Source organism: Amycolatopsis sp. NBC_01286 (assembly GCF_035982555.1).
Lineage (GTDB): Bacteria > Actinomycetota > Actinomycetes > Mycobacteriales > Pseudonocardiaceae > Amycolatopsis.
This window is the reverse complement of record NZ_CP108428.1, coordinates 2,572,114-2,587,966: the sequence shown is the minus strand read 5'-3', so window position 1 is coordinate 2,587,966 and position 15,853 is coordinate 2,572,114. Positions and strand designations below refer to the sequence as shown.

Genomic DNA, 15,853 nt, shown 5'->3' with positions numbered 1-15,853 from the left:
AGAAGGTGGACGTCATGCCGGTGGAGTTCCTGGGCATCGGGGGCACGCACGACGGGTCGGAGACGCACGCCCGCTCGGGCGGGGTGTTCGACAAGGAGTACACGCTGCGCCTGGCCCGCGCGCACGAAGACTTCGGCTGGGACCGGGTGCTGTTCGCCTACGGCTCGGGTTCGCCGGATCCCGCGCAGGCGGCCGCGTACGTCGCCACGAAGCTGGACAAACTGCAGATCCTGCTCGCGCACCGGGCGAACGTCTCGTATCCGACGTTCGCCGCGAAGACGTTCGCGACGCTCGACCAGATCTCCGACGGCCGGCTGACGGTCCACTTCATCACCGGCGGCAACGACCACGAGCAGCAGCGCGAGGGCGACTTCCTGACGAAGGACCAGCGCTACGGGCGCACCCGCGAGGCCATCCAGATCATCAAGAAGGCCTGGACGTCGGCCGAGCCGTTCGACTTCGACGGCGAGTACTACCGCTTCGCCGACTACGTCAGCGACATCAAGCCGGTGCAGCAGCCGCGGCCGGGCGTCTCCTTCGGCGGGTCCTCGCCGGCCGCGTACGCCGCCGGCGGCGCCGAAGCCGACATCTTCTGCCTGTGGGGCGAGCCGCTGGCCCAGACCGCCGAGCAGATCGAGTCGGTCAAGGCGGCGGCGCTGGCGGCCGGCCGCACGGACGTGCCGCGCATCCAGGTCGCGTTCCGCCCGATCATCGCCCCGACGGAGGAGCTGGCCTGGGAGAAGGCCCACCGCACGGTCGGCGCGATCAAGGACCGCACCAAGGGCGGGCAGCCGCTGACCCGGCGGCACAAGCTGACCGAGCCGGAGAACACGGGCTCCCAGCGGCTCCTGGCGGTCGCCGCGCAGGGCGAGCGGTTCGACCGTGCTCTGTGGACGCCGACGGCGGCCGCGACGGGCGGCTCGGGCAACTCGAACGCGCTGGTCGGCACGCCGGAGACGGTCGCGCAGGCGTTGCTGGACTACTACGACCTCGGCGTCGAGATCCTGTCGGCCCGGGGCTACGACATGCTCGGCGACACGATCGACTTCGGCCGCTACGTCATCCCGATCGTCCGCGAAGAGGTCGCCAAGCGCGACGCGGCCCGGGCCGCCGGCACCACCCGGACCCCCGCGGAGGACGCCCTCGCCGTCGACGGCTGAGCCCGAGTCGCCCGATTCACTTCACCCGGTAGCCACCTCGCCCCGCGCGAGGTGGCTACTTTTGCCTCTGGTCCTGGGTCAACGGGTGAGGAATGATCCATTGGTGACTCCTGAGCGATCGGGCAGACACGGCGGGCTATCGTCTGACACGTTCGGGAAAGCTTCGTCACACCTTCGATACCGGCGAAAGAACCTAGAGATTCACCAACAGTCACGAGACACTGACGGAGGTAACTCACGTCTCGTGATCGCCCCGTGACACGCCGGTGGTCAAGGGAGCGCAAAGGACTGGCACAAAGGGTCGGAGAAACGCATGGCAGCACCGCCGGATCGAGTCACGTTCCGCGAGGTGTTCGGAATCGCCGAGTTCCGGGCGCTGTGGCTCGCGGAACTGCTTTCGATCGCCGGTGACCAGCTGGCGAGAGTCGCGCTGTCGATCCTGGTGTTCACCGCCACCGGCTCCGCCACCCTGACCGGCCTGACCTACGCGCTGACCTTCGCGCCGTCACTGCTCGGCGGGATCTTCCTGACCGGCCTCGCCGACCGCTTCTCCCGCCGCACCGTGATGGTCGTCGTCGACCTGCTGCGGGCCGGCCTGATCGTGCTGGTCGCCCTCCCCGCGTTGCCCTTTTGGGTCGTCTGCGTGCTCGTCGGCGCCGTCTCGCTGCTGAACCCGCCGTTCAAGGCCGCGCAGCTCGCGCTGCTGCCGCAGGTGCTCGAAGGCGACCGGTTCGTGGTCGGCATGGGCGTGCGGAGCATGACGGTCCAGTCCGCGCAGCTGCTCGGCTTCGCCGGCGGCGGGGCGCTGCTGCTCGCGGTGGACCCGCACCTGGCGCTCGTCATCGACGCCGCCACGTTCCTGCTGTCCGCGGCCTTCGTCCGGTTCGGCGTCCAGGCCCGGCCGCCCGCCGCGAGCGCCGAGAAGCGGAAGTCGTTCTTCGCCATGATCAGCACCGGCGGCCGGGTGGCGTGGTCCAGCCCCGCGCTGCGGGCGCTCGTGCTGTTCACCTGGCTGATGGGCCTGCTGCCGGTCTACGAGGGCATCGCGGCGCCGTACGTCTCGTCGGCGGGCGGTGGCCCCGAGCTCGTCGGGCTTCTGCTCGCGGCCGACCCGGTGGGCAGCGTGATCGGCACGTTCGTGTTCACGCGCTGGGTGCCCGCCCAGGCCCGGCCGAAGCTGATCGCGCCGCTGTCGGCGCTGTGCGCTGTGCCGATGCTGGTGGGGTTCACCCAGCCCGGCACGCCGCTCTCGATCGTCCTCTTCGTCCTGTCGGGCGCGTTCGGCTCGGTGGCGCTGCTGCAGGCGACGGCGTCGCTGACGCTGGCGGTGCCGGACGAGAACCGCGCGCAGACGATGGGCCTGTCCAACACGGGGCTGACGACGATGCTGGGGGTGAGCCCGCTGATCGGCGGGCTGCTCACGGACCTGGTGGGTCCACAGACGACGGTCGGCATCTTCGGCGTGGCAGGAGTGGTGCTCACCCTCCCGCTGGCCGTGGCCTGGCACCGGTCGATGAACACGGGGACGACGTCCAGAGTCGACAACGAAGCCCCGCGCGCCGAGCACGCTTGATCCTCGTGCCCCACGCGCGGGTCACTAGACCTCGCGACCTTGCGGTGCGCCTGGTTACTGGTCTCTGGTTCGCATCGCTGGTCACCCTTCATCCGGCGTCAGGAAAAAGGTACACACCGATTGCCCTTGTGGACAGGAGGCAAACGGGCTGAAACTGTCCGTGAGTGGGGTGTCACCGCGGATCTACGCAATAGCTTGGGGGAAAAATGGTCACATCGGGGGAACGATCTGGACAAGACCGGGTATTTGGTGTTGCGGAGTGGGCACTCTGGCGGCGGCCGCCGCGCTGGATCGCCCTCACATTGACCGCAATCACCGCGGCGCTGGCTTGGGGAGCCGCCGCCACGATCACGAACTCGGTCTCCCTTGACCAAATCGGTATGTTCGGCCTGCTGCTCGCGCTGGCCGTCGCCCAGAACGAGATCAGCCGCCGGATCGAGCGCGCACGCCGCAGCTTGAGCGAGACCTCGCACGTCAACATGACGTCGGTCTGGCTCATCCCGGCCGGCCTGCTGCTGCCGGCGCACCTGGTCGTCGCGCTGAGCGTGTCGCTCTACCTCAACATGGCGCTGCGCAGCTGGTCCGGCACGCGGCCGGGGCAGCCGCACCGGGTCGCCGCCAACGCCACCACCGCCAGCCTCTCCGCGTGCACCGCCGGGCTCGCGATCCACGTGTCGCCGCAGCTCAGCGTGCTGACCGTGTGCGTCGCGGTCGCCGTGTACTTCGTCGTCAACGCCCTGCTCACCAGCGTCGGCCTCTACCTCGCCAACGAGGAGAACGCCACGATCGAGGGCTGCCTGGGGAACATGGACGACAACCTGCTGGAGCTGGCCACCCTGTGCGTCGGCGGCCTGCTGGTGATGGTGCTGACCGACGAGCCGCTGCTGTCGGTGCTGGTGATCCTGCCGCTGTACGTGCTGCAGCGCTCGATGCTGATCAAGCGGCTCGAAGAGCTCGCCACCACCGACCAGAAGACCCAGCTGCTCAACGCCACGACCTGGCAGGACGGCGCGCAGCGCGAAATCTCCCGCGCGGAGCGGGAGAAGGGCAGCTTCGGCGCCATGATGATCGACCTCGACCACTTCAAGCGGATCAACGACACCTACGGGCACCTCGCGGGGGACGACGTGCTCAAGGCGGTCGCGGCCGTGGTCAAGCAGGAGACGCGGGCGCACGACCTGGTCGGCCGGTTCGGCGGCGAGGAGTTCGTCGCGCTGTTGCCGTCGACGTCCAAAGAGGACGCGATCGTCACGGCGGAACGCATCCGGCAGCGGGTCAGCGAGCTGATCATCAGCACCACCACCAACGAGGGCGAGGCGGTGGACATCAAGCGGCAGACGGCGTCGATCGGCGTTGCCTGCTACCCACTCGACGGGGCGTCCATCGAGGAAGTGATGGCGTCCGCGGACGCCGCCGTCTACGCGGCGAAGGACGGCGGGCGCAACCGCGTCGTCGGGTCGCGGGAACTGACGATGGCCGCCGCTTAGCGCAGGCTGGTTCAGCGCAGCCGTTCGATGACGTCGCTCGCCTTGGTCTGCAGGCGGGCGACGCCACCGACGGTGAACTCGGTCAGCAGGTCGATCAGGGCGTCCTGCGGCGGCGGCTCACCGTCCCAGGTCGCCTGGACCAGTGACTCGGTCATCGCGAAGACGAGCGTGATGAGCGCGCGGTCGGCCCGGCCGGAGTCGATGCCGTGCGCGGCCCACCGCTTGGCGGTGGCGTCGGCGTAGACGACGGCCAGCCGCTCCCGCAGCCGCGTGAGCGCGGGGTCGCCCGCGCGTTCCGCCGCCCGGAGCACGCCGTAGGCCTCCGGGCTGTCGGCGACGAACGTGACCATGGTGGCGTAGTTGGCCCGCGCCCACCCCCGCAGCCCGGTCTGCGGATCGGCCACCGACGCGCCGGCGATGGCCGTGAAGGCCCGCTCCTCGATCTCGGCCACGACCTCGGCGAAGAGCGCCGTCCGGTCGCCGAACTGTTCGTAGACGGCCTGGCGCGAGACGCCGGCCTCGCGCGCGATCTGCTCGATCGTCGCGCCCTGCATCCCGTGCTGCGCGACGACCTTCGCCGTCGCCTGGAGCACGCGGGCGCGCTGCTCCGCGACCGGGAGCTTCCGCGGCCGCCCGCGCGGAGCGGGGCTCGACATGGTGACCCACCTCACTGGTTCTGCGGTCTGCCGCGGCCCGTCGTGAGTGGTAATTCGGGTTAGAACCCTCATTACCACTCACGAGGGGTGGGTCACTTGAGGCCGGTGGCTTCCGCGGCGGCCGGGTCGGAGTCGGCGAGGAACGTCCGGCAGCGGTCGTACTCCTCGGTCTCGCCGATCTTGCCGGCGGCCTTGCCCAGCACGGCGAGGGCGCGCAGGAAGCCCTGGTTCGGGCGGTGCGTCCACGGCACCGGGCCGAAGCCCTTCCAGCCCGCGCGGCGCAGCTGGTCGAGCCCGCGGTGGTAGCCGGTGCGCGCGTAGGCGTAGGCGGCGACGGTCTCACCCGACTCGAAGGCCTTCTCGGCCAGCGACGCCCACGCCTCGCTGTAGTAGGGGTGTTCGGCCGCGACGGTCGCCGGGTCGTTCCCGGCGTCGAGCGCGGCCTGGGCGGCGGTGTGCTCGGGCAGCAGCGTCGGCTCGGGGCCGAGCAGGTTGTGCGTCATGCGCCCATTCTGCTCACGCCCGCGGGTCAGGGGCTGGTGGGTCAGAAGAACAGGCCCGCGAGAACCCCGCCGCCGGCCAGCACCAGCGCGCCGATCAGGACCGCGGCCACAACTCGTTTCGGCATCATGGCGGCACACCTTGCCAAGCCCCGCAGTTCGAAAGCAAATCGTCCACCCCTACGGGTGAACCCCGATTTTGGCGTCGTTTGCCACTGTCTTGGCCCGCTCGTGACCACGACCGGCCATGATGTCCGCATGGCCAAGGCAGTGGACGTCCCGGTTGCGGACGTGATCCCGCGCAGCCCCATCGGCAAGACGCGGCTGTTCTTCACGCGGCACTGGCACCGCGGCGCACCCGGGCAGCCGACACCGGACTGGGTGCTCCGGTTCTGCTACGGGATGTGGCTGGCGGCGTTCGCGTTCAAGCTGGTCGGCTCGTCGTGGGACATGTCGTGGCACTTCATGTGGCTGCGCGACGACCTGGCGCCGCCGCACCTGATCAACACCGTCGGCACGGTGATCATCGTCGTGCTGGTGGCGATCCACAGCTACACCGGTCTGGGCGCCGACAAGCCGTCGCTGCGGCTGATGCAGATCGGCCTGCTGATGTTCCTGGTCGCGGCGCCGCTGGACGTCATCAACCACCGCGTCAACGGCCTCGACCTGACCGCGTGGAGCCCGTCGCACATGATGCTCTACCTGGGCACGGGCATCATGCAGGCGGGCGTGCTGCTCGGCTGGCTCCGGCTGGCGCCGCCGGGCCGCTTCCGCAGCGGCGTGCTGCTCGCGCTGTGGGCGTTCTTCCTGGAGAACACGTTCTTCCCGAACGGCCAGCAGGAGTACGGCATCCTCGGCCTGCGCGCCTGGGAACGCGGCGCGCCGGAGGCCGAGCCGTCGCTGCTCTCGTTCGCGGCGAACCAGATCGGCCACCCGGTCGACCGGACGGCGATCCTGCACTTCACGATGCCGATCCCGGAATGGGTGTACCCGCTGTGGGGCATCGGCGTGATGGCGCTGATCCTGGCCCTGGCCCGCCAGACGCTCGGCCGCCGCTGGTCGGCGTCCTTTGTGGCGCTGGCGTACATCGCGTACCGCGCGGTGATGTGGCCACTGCTGCTGGGCCTGGGCTTCCCGGTCTCGACGATCCCGTTCTACCTGCTCTTCGTGGGTCTCGCCGTGGACCTGGCGTTCACCATCGGCCGCGGTCACGGCCTGCTGACGGCGGGCGCGGGAGCGCTGCTGGTGACGGCGTTCGGGTACGGGGCGCTGTGGGTGCAGTCGCAGGTCAGGCCCTGGGTCCTGGGCGACGCGCACACGGAGTCGGCCCCACCGGTGGAGTACTGGACGGCGGGGGTGGCGCTGGTGGCGGTGTTCGTGCTGTGGGCAGCGGCCGGGCCGGTGACCCGGCGGTGGAACGCGAGGCGGGTCACGGCGTAGCACGCGGTGCTACACTTGACTCGTGAAGATCATCAGCCAACGGGAGCTCCGCAACGGCTCGGCCGCGATCATGGACGCCGTGGAAGCCGGCGAGACATTCCACGTCACGCGCAATGGCACGGAGATCGCGGAGCTGCGCCCCTTGTCCCGACGACGCAGGTTCACGGCCGAGGAACTTGTCGAGCGGCACAAGCGACTACCCAGGGTAGATGCCGCCGAGCTGCGACGAGAGGCCGATGAGTTCTTCGGCGAAGATCGCCTCAGCGACGACGACAACCCGTGGGAGCGTACGCGTGGCTGAGCGTCACACCGCCGGCGTGCTCGACACCTGCACCTGCATCGAAATCGACAGACTGGACCCGGCGACGCTCCCGGAGTTCCCGGAAGTCACCGCGGTGACCATGGCCGAGCTTCACCAAGGCGTCGTCATGACGACGGACCCGGCGAAGAAAGCCGTGCGGACCGAGCAACTCGGTGCCGCACTCGTCGAGTACACCCCGTTGCCGTTCGACGGTGAAGCAGCCGCACGGTACGGCACGATGGTCGCCTTGACACTGGCCGCCGGGCGGACCCCGCGATCACGGCAGCTGGACTTGATGATCGCGGCGATCGCGTCGTCACGAAACCTGCCGCTCTACACCCGTAACGCGAAGGACTTCCAGGGCCTCGAGAGCATGCTCGAGGTCATAGAAGTCTGAGCAGCACGAAGGCCGCCACGACCTTTCGTGGCGGCCTTCGTTTCGTTCTACTTGAGCTTGGTGCCGGCGGAACCGAGGGCCTGGCAGGCCTCGACGATCCGGGCGGCCATGCCACCTTCGGCGGCCTTGAGGTAGGAGCGGGGGTCGTAGAACTTCTTGTTGCCGACTTCGCCGTCGATCTTCAGGACGCCGTCGTAGTTCTTGAAGAAGTGGTCCACGATCGGGCGGGTGAACGCGTACTGCGTGTCGGTGTCGACGTTCATCTTCACCACACCGTACGAGACGGCTTCGCGGATTTCTTCCGGCAGCGACCCGGAGCCGCCGTGGAAGACCAGCTCGAACGGCTTGGAGCCGGCGTCGAGGCCGAGCTTCTTCGACGCGGCTTCCTGGCCGCCCTTGAGCACGTCCGGGCGCAGCTTGACGTTGCCCGGCTTGTACACGCCGTGCACGTTCCCGAACGTCGCAGCCAGCAGGTAGCGGCCGTTCTCGCCCGAACCCAACGCGTCGATGGTCTTGAGGAAGTCGCCTTCGGCGGTGTAGAGCTTCTCGTTGATCTCCGCCTCGACGCCGTCTTCTTCGCCGCCGACGACGCCGATCTCGACTTCGAGGATGATGTTCGCGGCCGCGGTCTTGGCCAGCAGTTCCTGCGCGATGACGAGGTTCTCGTCGAGGTCGATGGCGGAGCCGTCCCACATGTGGGACTGGAACAGCGGGTTCTGGCCGTTTTTGACGCGTTCGGCGGAGATCTCGATCAGCGGGCGGACGAACCCGTCGAGTTTGTCCTTGGGGCAGTGGTCGGTGTGGAGGGCGACGTTGACGTCGTAGCGGGCGGCGACGACCTGCGCGAATTCGGCGAGGGCGACGGAGCCGACGACCATGTCCTTGACTTTTTGGCCGGAGGCGAACTCGGCGCCGCCGGTGGAGAACTGGATGATCCCGTCGCTCTCCGCTTCGGCGAAGCCGCGGATGGCGGCGTTCACGGTTTCGGACGAGGTCACGTTGATGGCGGGGTAGGCGAACTCGTTCGCCTTGGCCCGATCCAGCATCTCCGCGTAGACCTCGGGGGTCGCGATGGGCATCGGTATTCCTCCTTGGCAGGGATGGGTCCCGACCGCATCGTACGAGGTGTACCGCCGCCGCACACCGGTCCCCGCTCCGAAACTTCCGCGCACGTGGGATCGGTTCAGAAGGAAGCCGTCTGGCCACCGGCGGAACCGGCGGCCGGACGGGCCTCACACGCTCAGCGCAGCGCCGCCGCCAGCGCGCGGTACGCCGGCCACGGGTCCTCGTTCAGGACCTGGACGATCACCTGGTCCGCGCCCGCCTCCAGGTGGGCCGCCAGGCCGCGGGCCACCGTGTCGGCGTCGCCGTGCAGGGCCAGCGCGTCGATCAGGCGGTCGCTGCCCTCGCCCTCGAGGTCCTCGTCCGTGAAGCCGAGTTTCCGCAGGTTGGCGACGTAGTTCGACAGCCCGAGGTAGTACTTCACGGTGTTGCGGCCGATCGCCCGCGCCTCGGCGACGTCGGTCGACACGACGACCTTGTGCTCCGGGGCCAGCAGCTTGCCCGCGCCGAGGATCTCGCGGGTGTCACGCGTGTGCGCCGGCGTCGTCAGGTACGGGTGCGCGCCCGCCGTGCGCTCGCCCGACAACGCCACCACCTTCGGGCCCAACGCCGCCAGTGCCCGGCCCTCGACCGGGACGCCCGCAGCGTCGAGGCCGTCGAGGTAGTCGACCAGCGCCGCGTACGGCTTCTTGTACTCCTTGGTCGCCTCGCGGTGCCCCGCGCCGACACCGAGCAGGAAGCGGTCCGGGAACTTCCCGGCGATCCGGTGGTAGGCCTTCGCGATGTCCGCGGGCTCGTCCTGCCAGATGTTCACGATGCCGGTCGCGATGACCAGCGAGTCCGTCGCGGCGAGCAGGTCGTCGACGTGCGCCAGGTCGCCGCCGGGTGAGCCGCCCAGCCAGATCGCGCCGTAGCCGAGCTCCTCCGCGTCGGCCGCGAACTTCGCGTCGACGTTCCCGTGGTACCGCCAGATTCCGAGCTTGCCCAGTTCGATTGCCATGGAACACTCCAACGCGTGGGACGGCGGTTTTCCTCCCACCCTCCCAGTTCGTGGGAAAGCTAGCGTGGTGACATGACCAAGCTGGGCAACACCGACCTCGACGTGTACGGACTCAACCTCGGCGGCAACGTCTTCGGCTGGACGGCGGACGAGCCGCAGTCCTTCGCCGTGCTGGACGCCTACACCGCGGCCGGCGGCAACTTCGTGGACTCCGCCGACCTCTACGGCGGGGGCGGCGGCTCCGAGGAGATCCTCGGCAACTGGCTCGCCGCGCGCGGCAACCGGGACGACGTCGTCGTCGCGACCAAGGTCGGCATGTGGGACGGCCGGCCGGGCCTCTCGGCGAAGAACATCGAGGCCGCGGCCGAGGATTCGCTGCGCCGCCTCAAAACCGACCACATCGACCTGTACTACGCGCACCGGGACGACCCGGACACCCCGCTCGAGGAGACGCTCACCGCGTTCGACGCCCTGGTCCGCGCGGGCAAGGTCCGCTACCTCGGCGCGTCCAACTACAACGCCGAGCGGCTGACCGAGGCACTGTCCATTTCGGACAAGAACGGCCTCGCGCGCTACGCCGTGCTGCAGCCGCACTACAACCTCGTCGAGCGCGACTACGAGCAGGACCTCGCGCCGCTCGTCGAGCGCGAAGGCCTGGCCACGCTGCCGTACTTCGCCCTCGCCAAGGGGTTCCTGACCGGCAAGTACCGCTCGAAGGACGAGACGGTCGACAGCCCGCGCGCCGCCCGCGCGTCGTCCTACCTGGACGCCCACGGCGAGCGCGTGCTCGCCGCGCTCGACGAAATCGCGCAGGCGCACGGCGTTTCGGTCGCCACGGTGTCGCTGGCCTGGCTGCGGTCGCAGCCGACGGTCGCCGCGCCGATCGCCAGCGCCCGGACGCCCGAGCAGCTGACCGACCTGATCGCGTCGGTGACGCTCGACCTGACCAGCGCCGAAATCACCGAGTTGAGCGAAGCCTGATGCCTACTCTTGGGTAGCTTACTGCGGGTAAGTTGGGGTACGGTGCCCTTCAGAAGCGACGTGCGACGTCCAGGAGGGCACCGTGGCCAACCCGTTTTCGCTGCTCAGCGGCACCAAGAAGGTCGACGGCAAAGTCGTCCTCATCACTGGCGCCGCCCGCGGCATCGGAGCCGGCCTGGCCGAACGCCTCGCCGCGCGCGGCGCGAAGGTCGCTCTCGTCGGCCTCGAAGCCGAGGAGCAGCGGAAGGTCGCCGACCGCATCGGCGCCAACGCGAAGTCCTGGGAAGCCGACGTCACCAGCTGGGACGCGCTCGAGGCGGCCACGGCCGGGGTCGTCGAGCACTTCGGCGGGATCGACATCGTCATCGCGAACGCCGGCATCGCGACCGCGGGCTTCGTCCGCTCGGTCGACCGGGCCGCGTTCGAGAAGGTCATCGAGGTCGACCTGCTCGGCGTCTGGCGCACGTTCCGCGTCACGCTGCCGCACGTCATCGACCGCAAGGGCTACCTGCTGGCCATCTCGTCGCTCGCCGCGATCACGCACGCGCCGGGCATGGCGAACTACTCCGCGGCCAAGGCCGGCGTCGAGGCGTTCTCCAACAGCCTCCGCGCCGAGGTCGCCCACCTGGGTGTCAAGGTCGGCGTCGCGCACCCGACGTGGATCCGCACCGACCTGGTCGAGAGCGCCGACGCGCATCCGGTGTTCGGCAAGCTCCGCTCGTCGATGCCCGGCCTGATCGGCAAGACCTACCCGCTGGACGTCGCCCTCGACGACCTCGAAGCCGGGATCCTCAAGCGCGCCAGGACGATCCACGTGCCGCGCTGGGTCGGCGGGCTCAAGCTGTTCCGCGCGTTCCTGCCGCCGATCATCGAAATCGGGTCCCGCAGCCGGGTACCTTCGGCGGACAGGGCCGCGCTCGCCGACATCGAGGCCCGCGGCGCGTTCGAGTCCGCGGTCACCGGGCACGGCGGCCGCGCGGCCACCACCAAGTCGTAGGAGCTGCGGATGTCACGTCGCGACCAGATCAGGATGACCGAGGACGAGGTCCGCGCGTTCTTCGCCGAGCAGAAGGTCATCAACGTCGCCAGCGTCGGCCCGAACGGCCGCCCGCACCTCGCGCCGCTCTGGTACTACCCGCACGAGGACGGCGTCGCGACCTGGACGTACGGCACGTCGCAGAAGGCGAAGAACCTGCGGCGGCTGCCGGAGGCGACCGTGCTCATCGAGGACGGCGGCAGCTACGAGAAGCTCCGCGGCGTCTCGCTGGAGGCCGACGTCGAGCTCGTCGAAGACACCGAGGAAGTCACCCGGATGGGGATCACGCTCATGCAGCGCTACGCGGGCGCCAAGCCGGGCGACCCCGTACCGTCCGAGCTGAGCGGCTTCATCGCAGGTCAGGCCCCCAAGCGGGTCGGGTTGGTCTTCCGCCCGACGAAGATCGTCAGCTGGGACCACACGAAGCTCGGCGGGGCGTACTAACGGGTAGGTAATACTTCCAAGTAACTGTTACTTGAGGTAACGTCATCTGCGGCAGACCCCCAGCGCAGCGGAGGCCGACAGATGACCGAGCGGTTCAAGGTCGTGATCGTGGGCACCGGGTTCTCCGGGCTCGGCCAGGCGATCCAGCTCGAAAAGGCCGGCATCCGGGACTACGTGATCCTGGAGAAGGCCACCGAGGTGGGCGGCACCTGGCGCGACAACTCGTACCCCGGGTGCGCCTGCGACGTGCAGTCGCACATGTACTCGTTCTCCTACGAGCAGAACCCGGACTGGTCGCGGTCGTTCTCGCCGCAGCCGGAGATCTTCGGCTACCTCAAGGGCGTCGCGGACAAGTACCGGCTGCGCGAGAAGATCCGCTTCGGCGTCGAGCTCACCGGCGCGCACTGGGACGAGCGCGAGCGCCGCTGGACGGCGACGACCAAGGACGGCCGGGAGTTCTCCGCGCAGTTCCTCGTCTCCGGCGTCGGCGGCCTGCACATCCCGCAGGTCCCCGAGCTGCCCGGGATCGCGAACTTCCAGGGCCAGACCTGGCACTCCGCGCAGTGGAACCACGAGTACGACCTGCGCGGCAAGCGCGTCGCCGTCGTCGGCACCGGCGCCAGCGCGGTCCAGTTCGTCCCGAAGATCGCCCCGGACGTCGCCGAGCTGACGCTCTTCCAGCGGACGCCGCCGTGGATCATGCCCAAGCCCGACCACGCGATGCCGGAGTGGGCGCAGACGCTGTTCCGCCGCGTCCCCGGCACCCAGCGCGCCTACCGCAACGCGCTCTACTGGGTCCTCGAAGCGCGCGCCATCGGCTTCAACGGCCACCCCGGCGTCATGAAGGCCGGCGAGCTGATTGCCAAGCGGAACATCTCCAAGGGCATCAAGGACCGCGCGCTGCGCAAGAAGGTCACGCCCGACTACACGATGGGCTGCAAGCGCGTCCTGATCTCCAACGACTACTACCCGGCGCTGGACCGGCCGAACGTCGACGTGAACACCGCCGGGATCAAGGAGGTCAAGGCGCACTCGATCGTCGACGCCGCCGGGGTCGAGCACGAGGTCGACGCGATCGTCTACGGCACCGGCTTCAAGGTCACCGACGCGCTCGAGTACCTGGACATCACCGGCGTCGACGGCCGCAACCTGGCCAAGGAGTGGGCCGTCGAAGGGATGCGGACGCACAAGGGCATCACCGTGTCCGGCTTCCCGAACCTGTTCTTCCTGCTCGGCCCGAACACCGCGCTGGGCCACAACTCCGTCGTCTTCATGATCGAGTCGCAGTCGTGCTACGTCGTCGACGCCATCAAGCTCGCCGACTCCCGCGCGGCCGCCGCCATCGACGTCCGGCCGGGCGTGCAGGACGAGTTCCAGCGCGAGATCCAGGACAAGCTGGTCAAGGGCGTCTGGACGCAGGGCGGCTGCAAGAGCTGGTACCTCGACGCCAAGGGTGTCAACCGGACCATCTGGCCGGGCTTCACCTGGCGCTACTGGCTGGAGACGCGGAAGGTGGACCCCGCCGACTACGAGCTTTCCGGTCGTGCGCAATGACCCGCGAGGACAACGAGCAGGTCGTCCTGCACGCCCGGGACGTCCACTTCGACTGGGCGAGCCTGCCGATGCACTGGATCCCCGGCGAACCGCAGGCCACGCACACCATCAACGTGCTGCACCTCGCGCTGCCCGAGGGCGAGCGCTGGTTCGTCGAGGTGTTCAAGCAGGCCGTGCCGCTGATCCGCGACGAGCGGCTCAAGGAGGACGTCCTCGGCTTCATCGGCCAGGAGGCCGTGCACGCCGAGGCGCACGACGGCGCCGCGGCGCACCTGGAGGCCGCGGGCGTGCGCGTCCGGCCCTACATCGCGCAGATGGAGTGGCTGTTCCGGAAGCTGCTCGGCGACCGCGACCTCACCGGCCGAGCCGCCGAGGAGTGGCTGGTCGAACGGCTCGGCATCATCGCCGCGATCGAGCATTACACGGCGTTCCTCGGCCAGTGGGTGCTCGACGCGCCGCTCGCCGAGGCCGGCGCGGACCCGGTGATGCTCGACCTGCTGCGCTGGCACGGCGCGGAAGAAGTCGAACACCGGTCCGTCGCCTACGACCTGTTCACGCACCTCGACGGCCGCTACACCCGCCGGGTGCGCAGCATGGCCGCGGTGACGCCGGTGCTGGCGTGGGTCTTCGCCCGCGGGACGCGGTTCCTGATGCGCAACGACCCGACACGCCCGGGCCGCGCGTCGCTCCGGGGCTATCGCCGAGCGGCGAAGAAGGGCCTGCTGCCGACCGGGCGGCAGCTGCTGCGCGAGATCCGGCCGTACTTCCGGAAGTCGTACCACCCGACCGAGACCGGCAACACCGAGCAGGCCGTGGCCTACCTGGCGTCCTCGCCCGCCGCCCGGGCGGCGGACGCACCGAGGTGACCGAGCCCGAAGCGGCACTTTCACGTGAAAGTGCCGCCCCCAGGTGGGCGCTTTCACGTGAAAGTGCCGGTCTTGGCCGCCCCACCCGGCTGGACGGCAGCGACCGGACCGATCGGCTGATGTCCACACTGGTCGGCGTGGTCGGGGCCTACCGCAGGCTCTCGCAGGTCAGCGGGAAGCGGCGGCCGCCGGTGCGGGCGGTCGACCGGAACCTGCCGCTGACGGTCGAAGCGGTGCGCCCCGAAGCCGAGGGCGTCGTCAGCCTGCGCCTGGCGAACGGCACGCCCCTGCCGAGCTGGCGGCCGGGAGCGCACATCGACCTGGTGCTGCCGTCGGGCCTGGTCCGGCAGTACTCCCTGTGCGGCGACCCGACTGAAAACGACCATTACCGCATCGCCGTCCGGCGGATCGGCGTCGCGTCGGCCGAGGTCCACGCGCTGCGGGCGGGCGCCCGGGTCACCGTGCGCGGGCCGCGCACGGCGTTCCCGTTCGTCGGCGAGGGGCCGTTCTGGTTCGTCGCCGGCGGGATCGGGATCACGCCGATCCTGCCGATGGTCCACCGCGCGGCCGCCAAGGGAGCCGACTGGCGGCTGGTCTACACCGGCCGCAGCCGGGCGACGATGCCGTTCCTGGACGAACTCGCGCACTACGACCGCGTCCGGATCCGCCCGGACGCGGAGTACGGCGTCCCCGCGTCGGGCGCCGAACTCCTCGACGGCATGCCGGACGGCGCTTCGGTGTACTGCTGCGGTCCGGTGCCGATGATCGCCGGCCTCCGGGTGGACCTGGCCCTGACCACGGGCGCGGTCCACTTCGAACGGTTCGCGCCGCCGCCGATCGTGGCGGGGGCGCCGTTCACGCTCACGTTGCGCAGGTCCGGCCGGGTGCTCGACGTCCCGGGCGACCGGTCCGCGCTCGACGTCGTCCGGGAAGCACTACCCGACACGCCGTATTCGTGCCGCCAGGGCTTCTGCGGGACCTGCGCGGTGCCGACGGCCGACGGCGGATCGATGCGGATCTGCGTCGACCGCGGCCCCGCGGTGCTGGAGTTATGAGCCCTCGGGCAGCCAGGCGCCGATGACCGGCTTGAACTCGCGGACCGTCCGCTCGGCGATGACGCCCTCCAGGAAGTACGGGTCCTTTCCGATCGTCTCCTGCAGGTGCGCCTCGTCGTCGGCCTGGTAGAGCGTGACGCCGCCGGTGCCGTCGCCGAGCGGGCCGGCGACCGCCACGCGGCCCTCCTCGGCGAGCTTGGTCAAGAACTCGCGGTGGCGGGGCCGCACCTCCTGCAGTTTCTCCTGGACGTAGGTGATTTCGACGAGGTACCAGGCCATGTGGATCTCCGTGCTCGGACGGGCGGGATGCGACCGACGCTACTCTGTGTCCCAGCATCCGA

The 15,853-nt window shown here is 69.7% G+C and carries 17 protein-coding genes; 12 read left to right on the top strand and 5 right to left on the bottom strand.

Annotation, left to right across the window (positions count from 1 at the left end; genetic code table 11):
* The first annotated feature begins 14 nt into the window (after positions 1-14).
* The 3 genes from OG570_RS12580 (at position 15) to OG570_RS12570 (ending at position 4,220) form a co-directional block, all read left to right on the top strand.
* Positions 15-1,160 carry an LLM class flavin-dependent oxidoreductase gene (locus OG570_RS12580; RefSeq protein ID WP_326956593.1) on the top strand — a complete coding sequence of 382 codons (1,146 nt, stop codon included), beginning with the start codon at positions 15-17 and terminating at the stop codon, positions 1,158-1,160.
* Positions 1,161-1,473: 313 nt separating this feature from the next.
* Positions 1,474-2,733: an MFS transporter gene (locus OG570_RS12575; protein ID WP_326945209.1), complete on the top strand. Its 1,260-nt coding sequence runs from the start codon at positions 1,474-1,476 to the stop codon at positions 2,731-2,733.
* 323 nt (positions 2,734-3,056) lie between these two features.
* Positions 3,057-4,220 (top strand): GGDEF domain-containing protein, encoded by a 1,164-nt coding sequence (locus OG570_RS12570; protein ID WP_247063808.1) that lies wholly within the window; start codon positions 3,057-3,059, stop codon positions 4,218-4,220.
* An 11-nt stretch (positions 4,221-4,231) separates the two neighbouring features.
* Here the strand turns inward: OG570_RS12570 and OG570_RS12565 are convergent, their stop codons facing one another.
* Positions 4,232-4,876: a TetR/AcrR family transcriptional regulator gene (locus OG570_RS12565; protein WP_326956592.1), complete on the bottom strand. Its 645-nt coding sequence runs from the start codon at positions 4,874-4,876 to the stop codon at positions 4,232-4,234.
* A gap of 92 nt (positions 4,877-4,968) precedes the next feature.
* Positions 4,969-5,379 carry a DUF3151 domain-containing protein gene (locus OG570_RS12560; RefSeq protein ID WP_247059272.1) on the bottom strand — a complete coding sequence of 137 codons (411 nt, stop codon included), beginning with the start codon at positions 5,377-5,379 and terminating at the stop codon, positions 4,969-4,971.
* 255 nt (positions 5,380-5,634) lie between these two features.
* Here OG570_RS12560 and OG570_RS12555 point away from each other — a divergent pair, with 255 nt between their 5' ends.
* From OG570_RS12555 to OG570_RS12545, 3 genes are read left to right on the top strand one after another with little or no spacing between them, the layout of a single operon-like run.
* A complete protein-coding gene (locus OG570_RS12555) occupies positions 5,635-6,816 on the top strand; it encodes a hypothetical protein (protein ID WP_326945211.1) in 1,182 nt (393 codons plus the stop codon).
* A 22-nt stretch (positions 6,817-6,838) separates the two neighbouring features.
* Positions 6,839-7,117, top strand: coding sequence for a type II toxin-antitoxin system Phd/YefM family antitoxin (locus OG570_RS12550; protein ID WP_326945213.1), 279 nt, complete (start codon positions 6,839-6,841; stop codon positions 7,115-7,117).
* The gene (locus OG570_RS12545; protein ID WP_326945214.1) at positions 7,110-7,514 is read left to right on the top strand and encodes a type II toxin-antitoxin system VapC family toxin; all 405 of its coding nucleotides are present in this window, start codon (positions 7,110-7,112) and stop codon (positions 7,512-7,514) included. Before OG570_RS12550 ends, OG570_RS12545 begins: the two co-directional genes overlap by 8 nt.
* 47 nt (positions 7,515-7,561) lie before the next feature.
* Here OG570_RS12545 and fbaA read toward each other — a convergent pair whose 3' ends face one another.
* Positions 7,562-8,593: a class II fructose-bisphosphate aldolase gene (gene fbaA / locus OG570_RS12540; protein WP_326945215.1), complete on the bottom strand. Its 1,032-nt coding sequence runs from the start codon at positions 8,591-8,593 to the stop codon at positions 7,562-7,564.
* A gap of 161 nt (positions 8,594-8,754) precedes the next feature.
* The gene (locus OG570_RS12535) at positions 8,755-9,576 is read right to left on the bottom strand and encodes an LLM class F420-dependent oxidoreductase (RefSeq protein WP_326945216.1); all 822 of its coding nucleotides are present in this window, start codon (positions 9,574-9,576) and stop codon (positions 8,755-8,757) included.
* 72 nt (positions 9,577-9,648) lie between these two features.
* Here OG570_RS12535 and OG570_RS12530 point away from each other — a divergent pair, with 72 nt between their 5' ends.
* The 6 genes from OG570_RS12530 (at position 9,649) to OG570_RS12505 (ending at position 15,512) form a co-directional block, all read left to right on the top strand.
* Positions 9,649-10,557 (top strand): aldo/keto reductase, encoded by a 909-nt coding sequence (locus OG570_RS12530; protein WP_326945217.1) that lies wholly within the window; start codon positions 9,649-9,651, stop codon positions 10,555-10,557.
* Positions 10,558-10,639: 82 nt separating this feature from the next.
* Entirely contained in the window at positions 10,640-11,554 is a 915-nt protein-coding gene (locus tag OG570_RS12525; RefSeq protein WP_326945218.1) for an SDR family oxidoreductase, read from the top strand.
* A gap of 9 nt (positions 11,555-11,563) precedes the next feature.
* Positions 11,564-12,037 carry a pyridoxamine 5'-phosphate oxidase family protein gene (locus tag OG570_RS12520; protein WP_247059279.1) on the top strand — a complete coding sequence of 158 codons (474 nt, stop codon included), beginning with the start codon at positions 11,564-11,566 and terminating at the stop codon, positions 12,035-12,037.
* Between the two features lie 81 nt (positions 12,038-12,118).
* Positions 12,119-13,591, top strand: a complete 1,473-nt coding sequence (locus OG570_RS12515) for a flavin-containing monooxygenase (protein WP_326956591.1) — start codon at positions 12,119-12,121, stop codon at positions 13,589-13,591.
* Entirely contained in the window at positions 13,588-14,457 is an 870-nt protein-coding gene (locus tag OG570_RS12510) for a metal-dependent hydrolase (protein WP_326956590.1), read from the top strand. Before OG570_RS12515 ends, OG570_RS12510 begins: the two co-directional genes overlap by 4 nt.
* Positions 14,458-14,576: 119 nt before the next feature.
* Positions 14,577-15,512, top strand: a complete 936-nt coding sequence (locus tag OG570_RS12505) for a PDR/VanB family oxidoreductase (RefSeq protein ID WP_326956588.1) — start codon at positions 14,577-14,579, stop codon at positions 15,510-15,512.
* On the opposite strand, the gene OG570_RS12500 is transcribed toward OG570_RS12505, so the two are convergent.
* Positions 15,507-15,791, bottom strand: a complete 285-nt coding sequence (locus OG570_RS12500) for a YciI family protein (RefSeq protein WP_326945222.1) — start codon at positions 15,789-15,791, stop codon at positions 15,507-15,509. The two genes, OG570_RS12505 and OG570_RS12500, sit on opposite strands and share 6 nt — an antisense overlap.
* Positions 15,792-15,853: the final 62 nt, after the last annotated feature.

Excerpts from the sequence above, each read along its gene's own strand:
- OG570_RS12580 (WP_326956593.1), top strand. The coding sequence starts at position 15 with ATGCCGGTGGAGTTCCTGGGCATCGGGGGCACGCACGACGGGTCGGAG.
- OG570_RS12575 (WP_326945209.1), top strand. The coding sequence starts at position 1,474 with ATGGCAGCACCGCCGGATCGAGTCACGTTCCGCGAGGTGTTCGGAATC.
- OG570_RS12565 (WP_326956592.1), bottom strand. The coding sequence starts at position 4,876 with ATGTCGAGCCCCGCTCCGCGCGGGCGGCCGCGGAAGCTCCCGGTCGCG.
- OG570_RS12560 (WP_247059272.1), bottom strand. The coding sequence starts at position 5,379 with ATGACGCACAACCTGCTCGGCCCCGAGCCGACGCTGCTGCCCGAGCAC.
- OG570_RS12555 (WP_326945211.1), top strand. The coding sequence starts at position 5,635 with ATGGCCAAGGCAGTGGACGTCCCGGTTGCGGACGTGATCCCGCGCAGC.
- fbaA (WP_326945215.1), bottom strand. The coding sequence starts at position 8,593 with ATGCCCATCGCGACCCCCGAGGTCTACGCGGAGATGCTGGATCGGGCC.
- OG570_RS12535 (WP_326945216.1), bottom strand. The coding sequence starts at position 9,576 with ATGGCAATCGAACTGGGCAAGCTCGGAATCTGGCGGTACCACGGGAAC.
- OG570_RS12530 (WP_326945217.1), top strand. The coding sequence starts at position 9,649 with ATGACCAAGCTGGGCAACACCGACCTCGACGTGTACGGACTCAACCTC.
- OG570_RS12520 (WP_247059279.1), top strand. The coding sequence starts at position 11,564 with ATGTCACGTCGCGACCAGATCAGGATGACCGAGGACGAGGTCCGCGCG.
- OG570_RS12515 (WP_326956591.1), top strand. The coding sequence starts at position 12,119 with ATGACCGAGCGGTTCAAGGTCGTGATCGTGGGCACCGGGTTCTCCGGG.
- OG570_RS12510 (WP_326956590.1), top strand. The coding sequence starts at position 13,588 with ATGACCCGCGAGGACAACGAGCAGGTCGTCCTGCACGCCCGGGACGTC.
- OG570_RS12505 (WP_326956588.1), top strand. The coding sequence starts at position 14,577 with ATGTCCACACTGGTCGGCGTGGTCGGGGCCTACCGCAGGCTCTCGCAG.
- OG570_RS12500 (WP_326945222.1), bottom strand. The coding sequence starts at position 15,791 with ATGGCCTGGTACCTCGTCGAAATCACCTACGTCCAGGAGAAACTGCAG.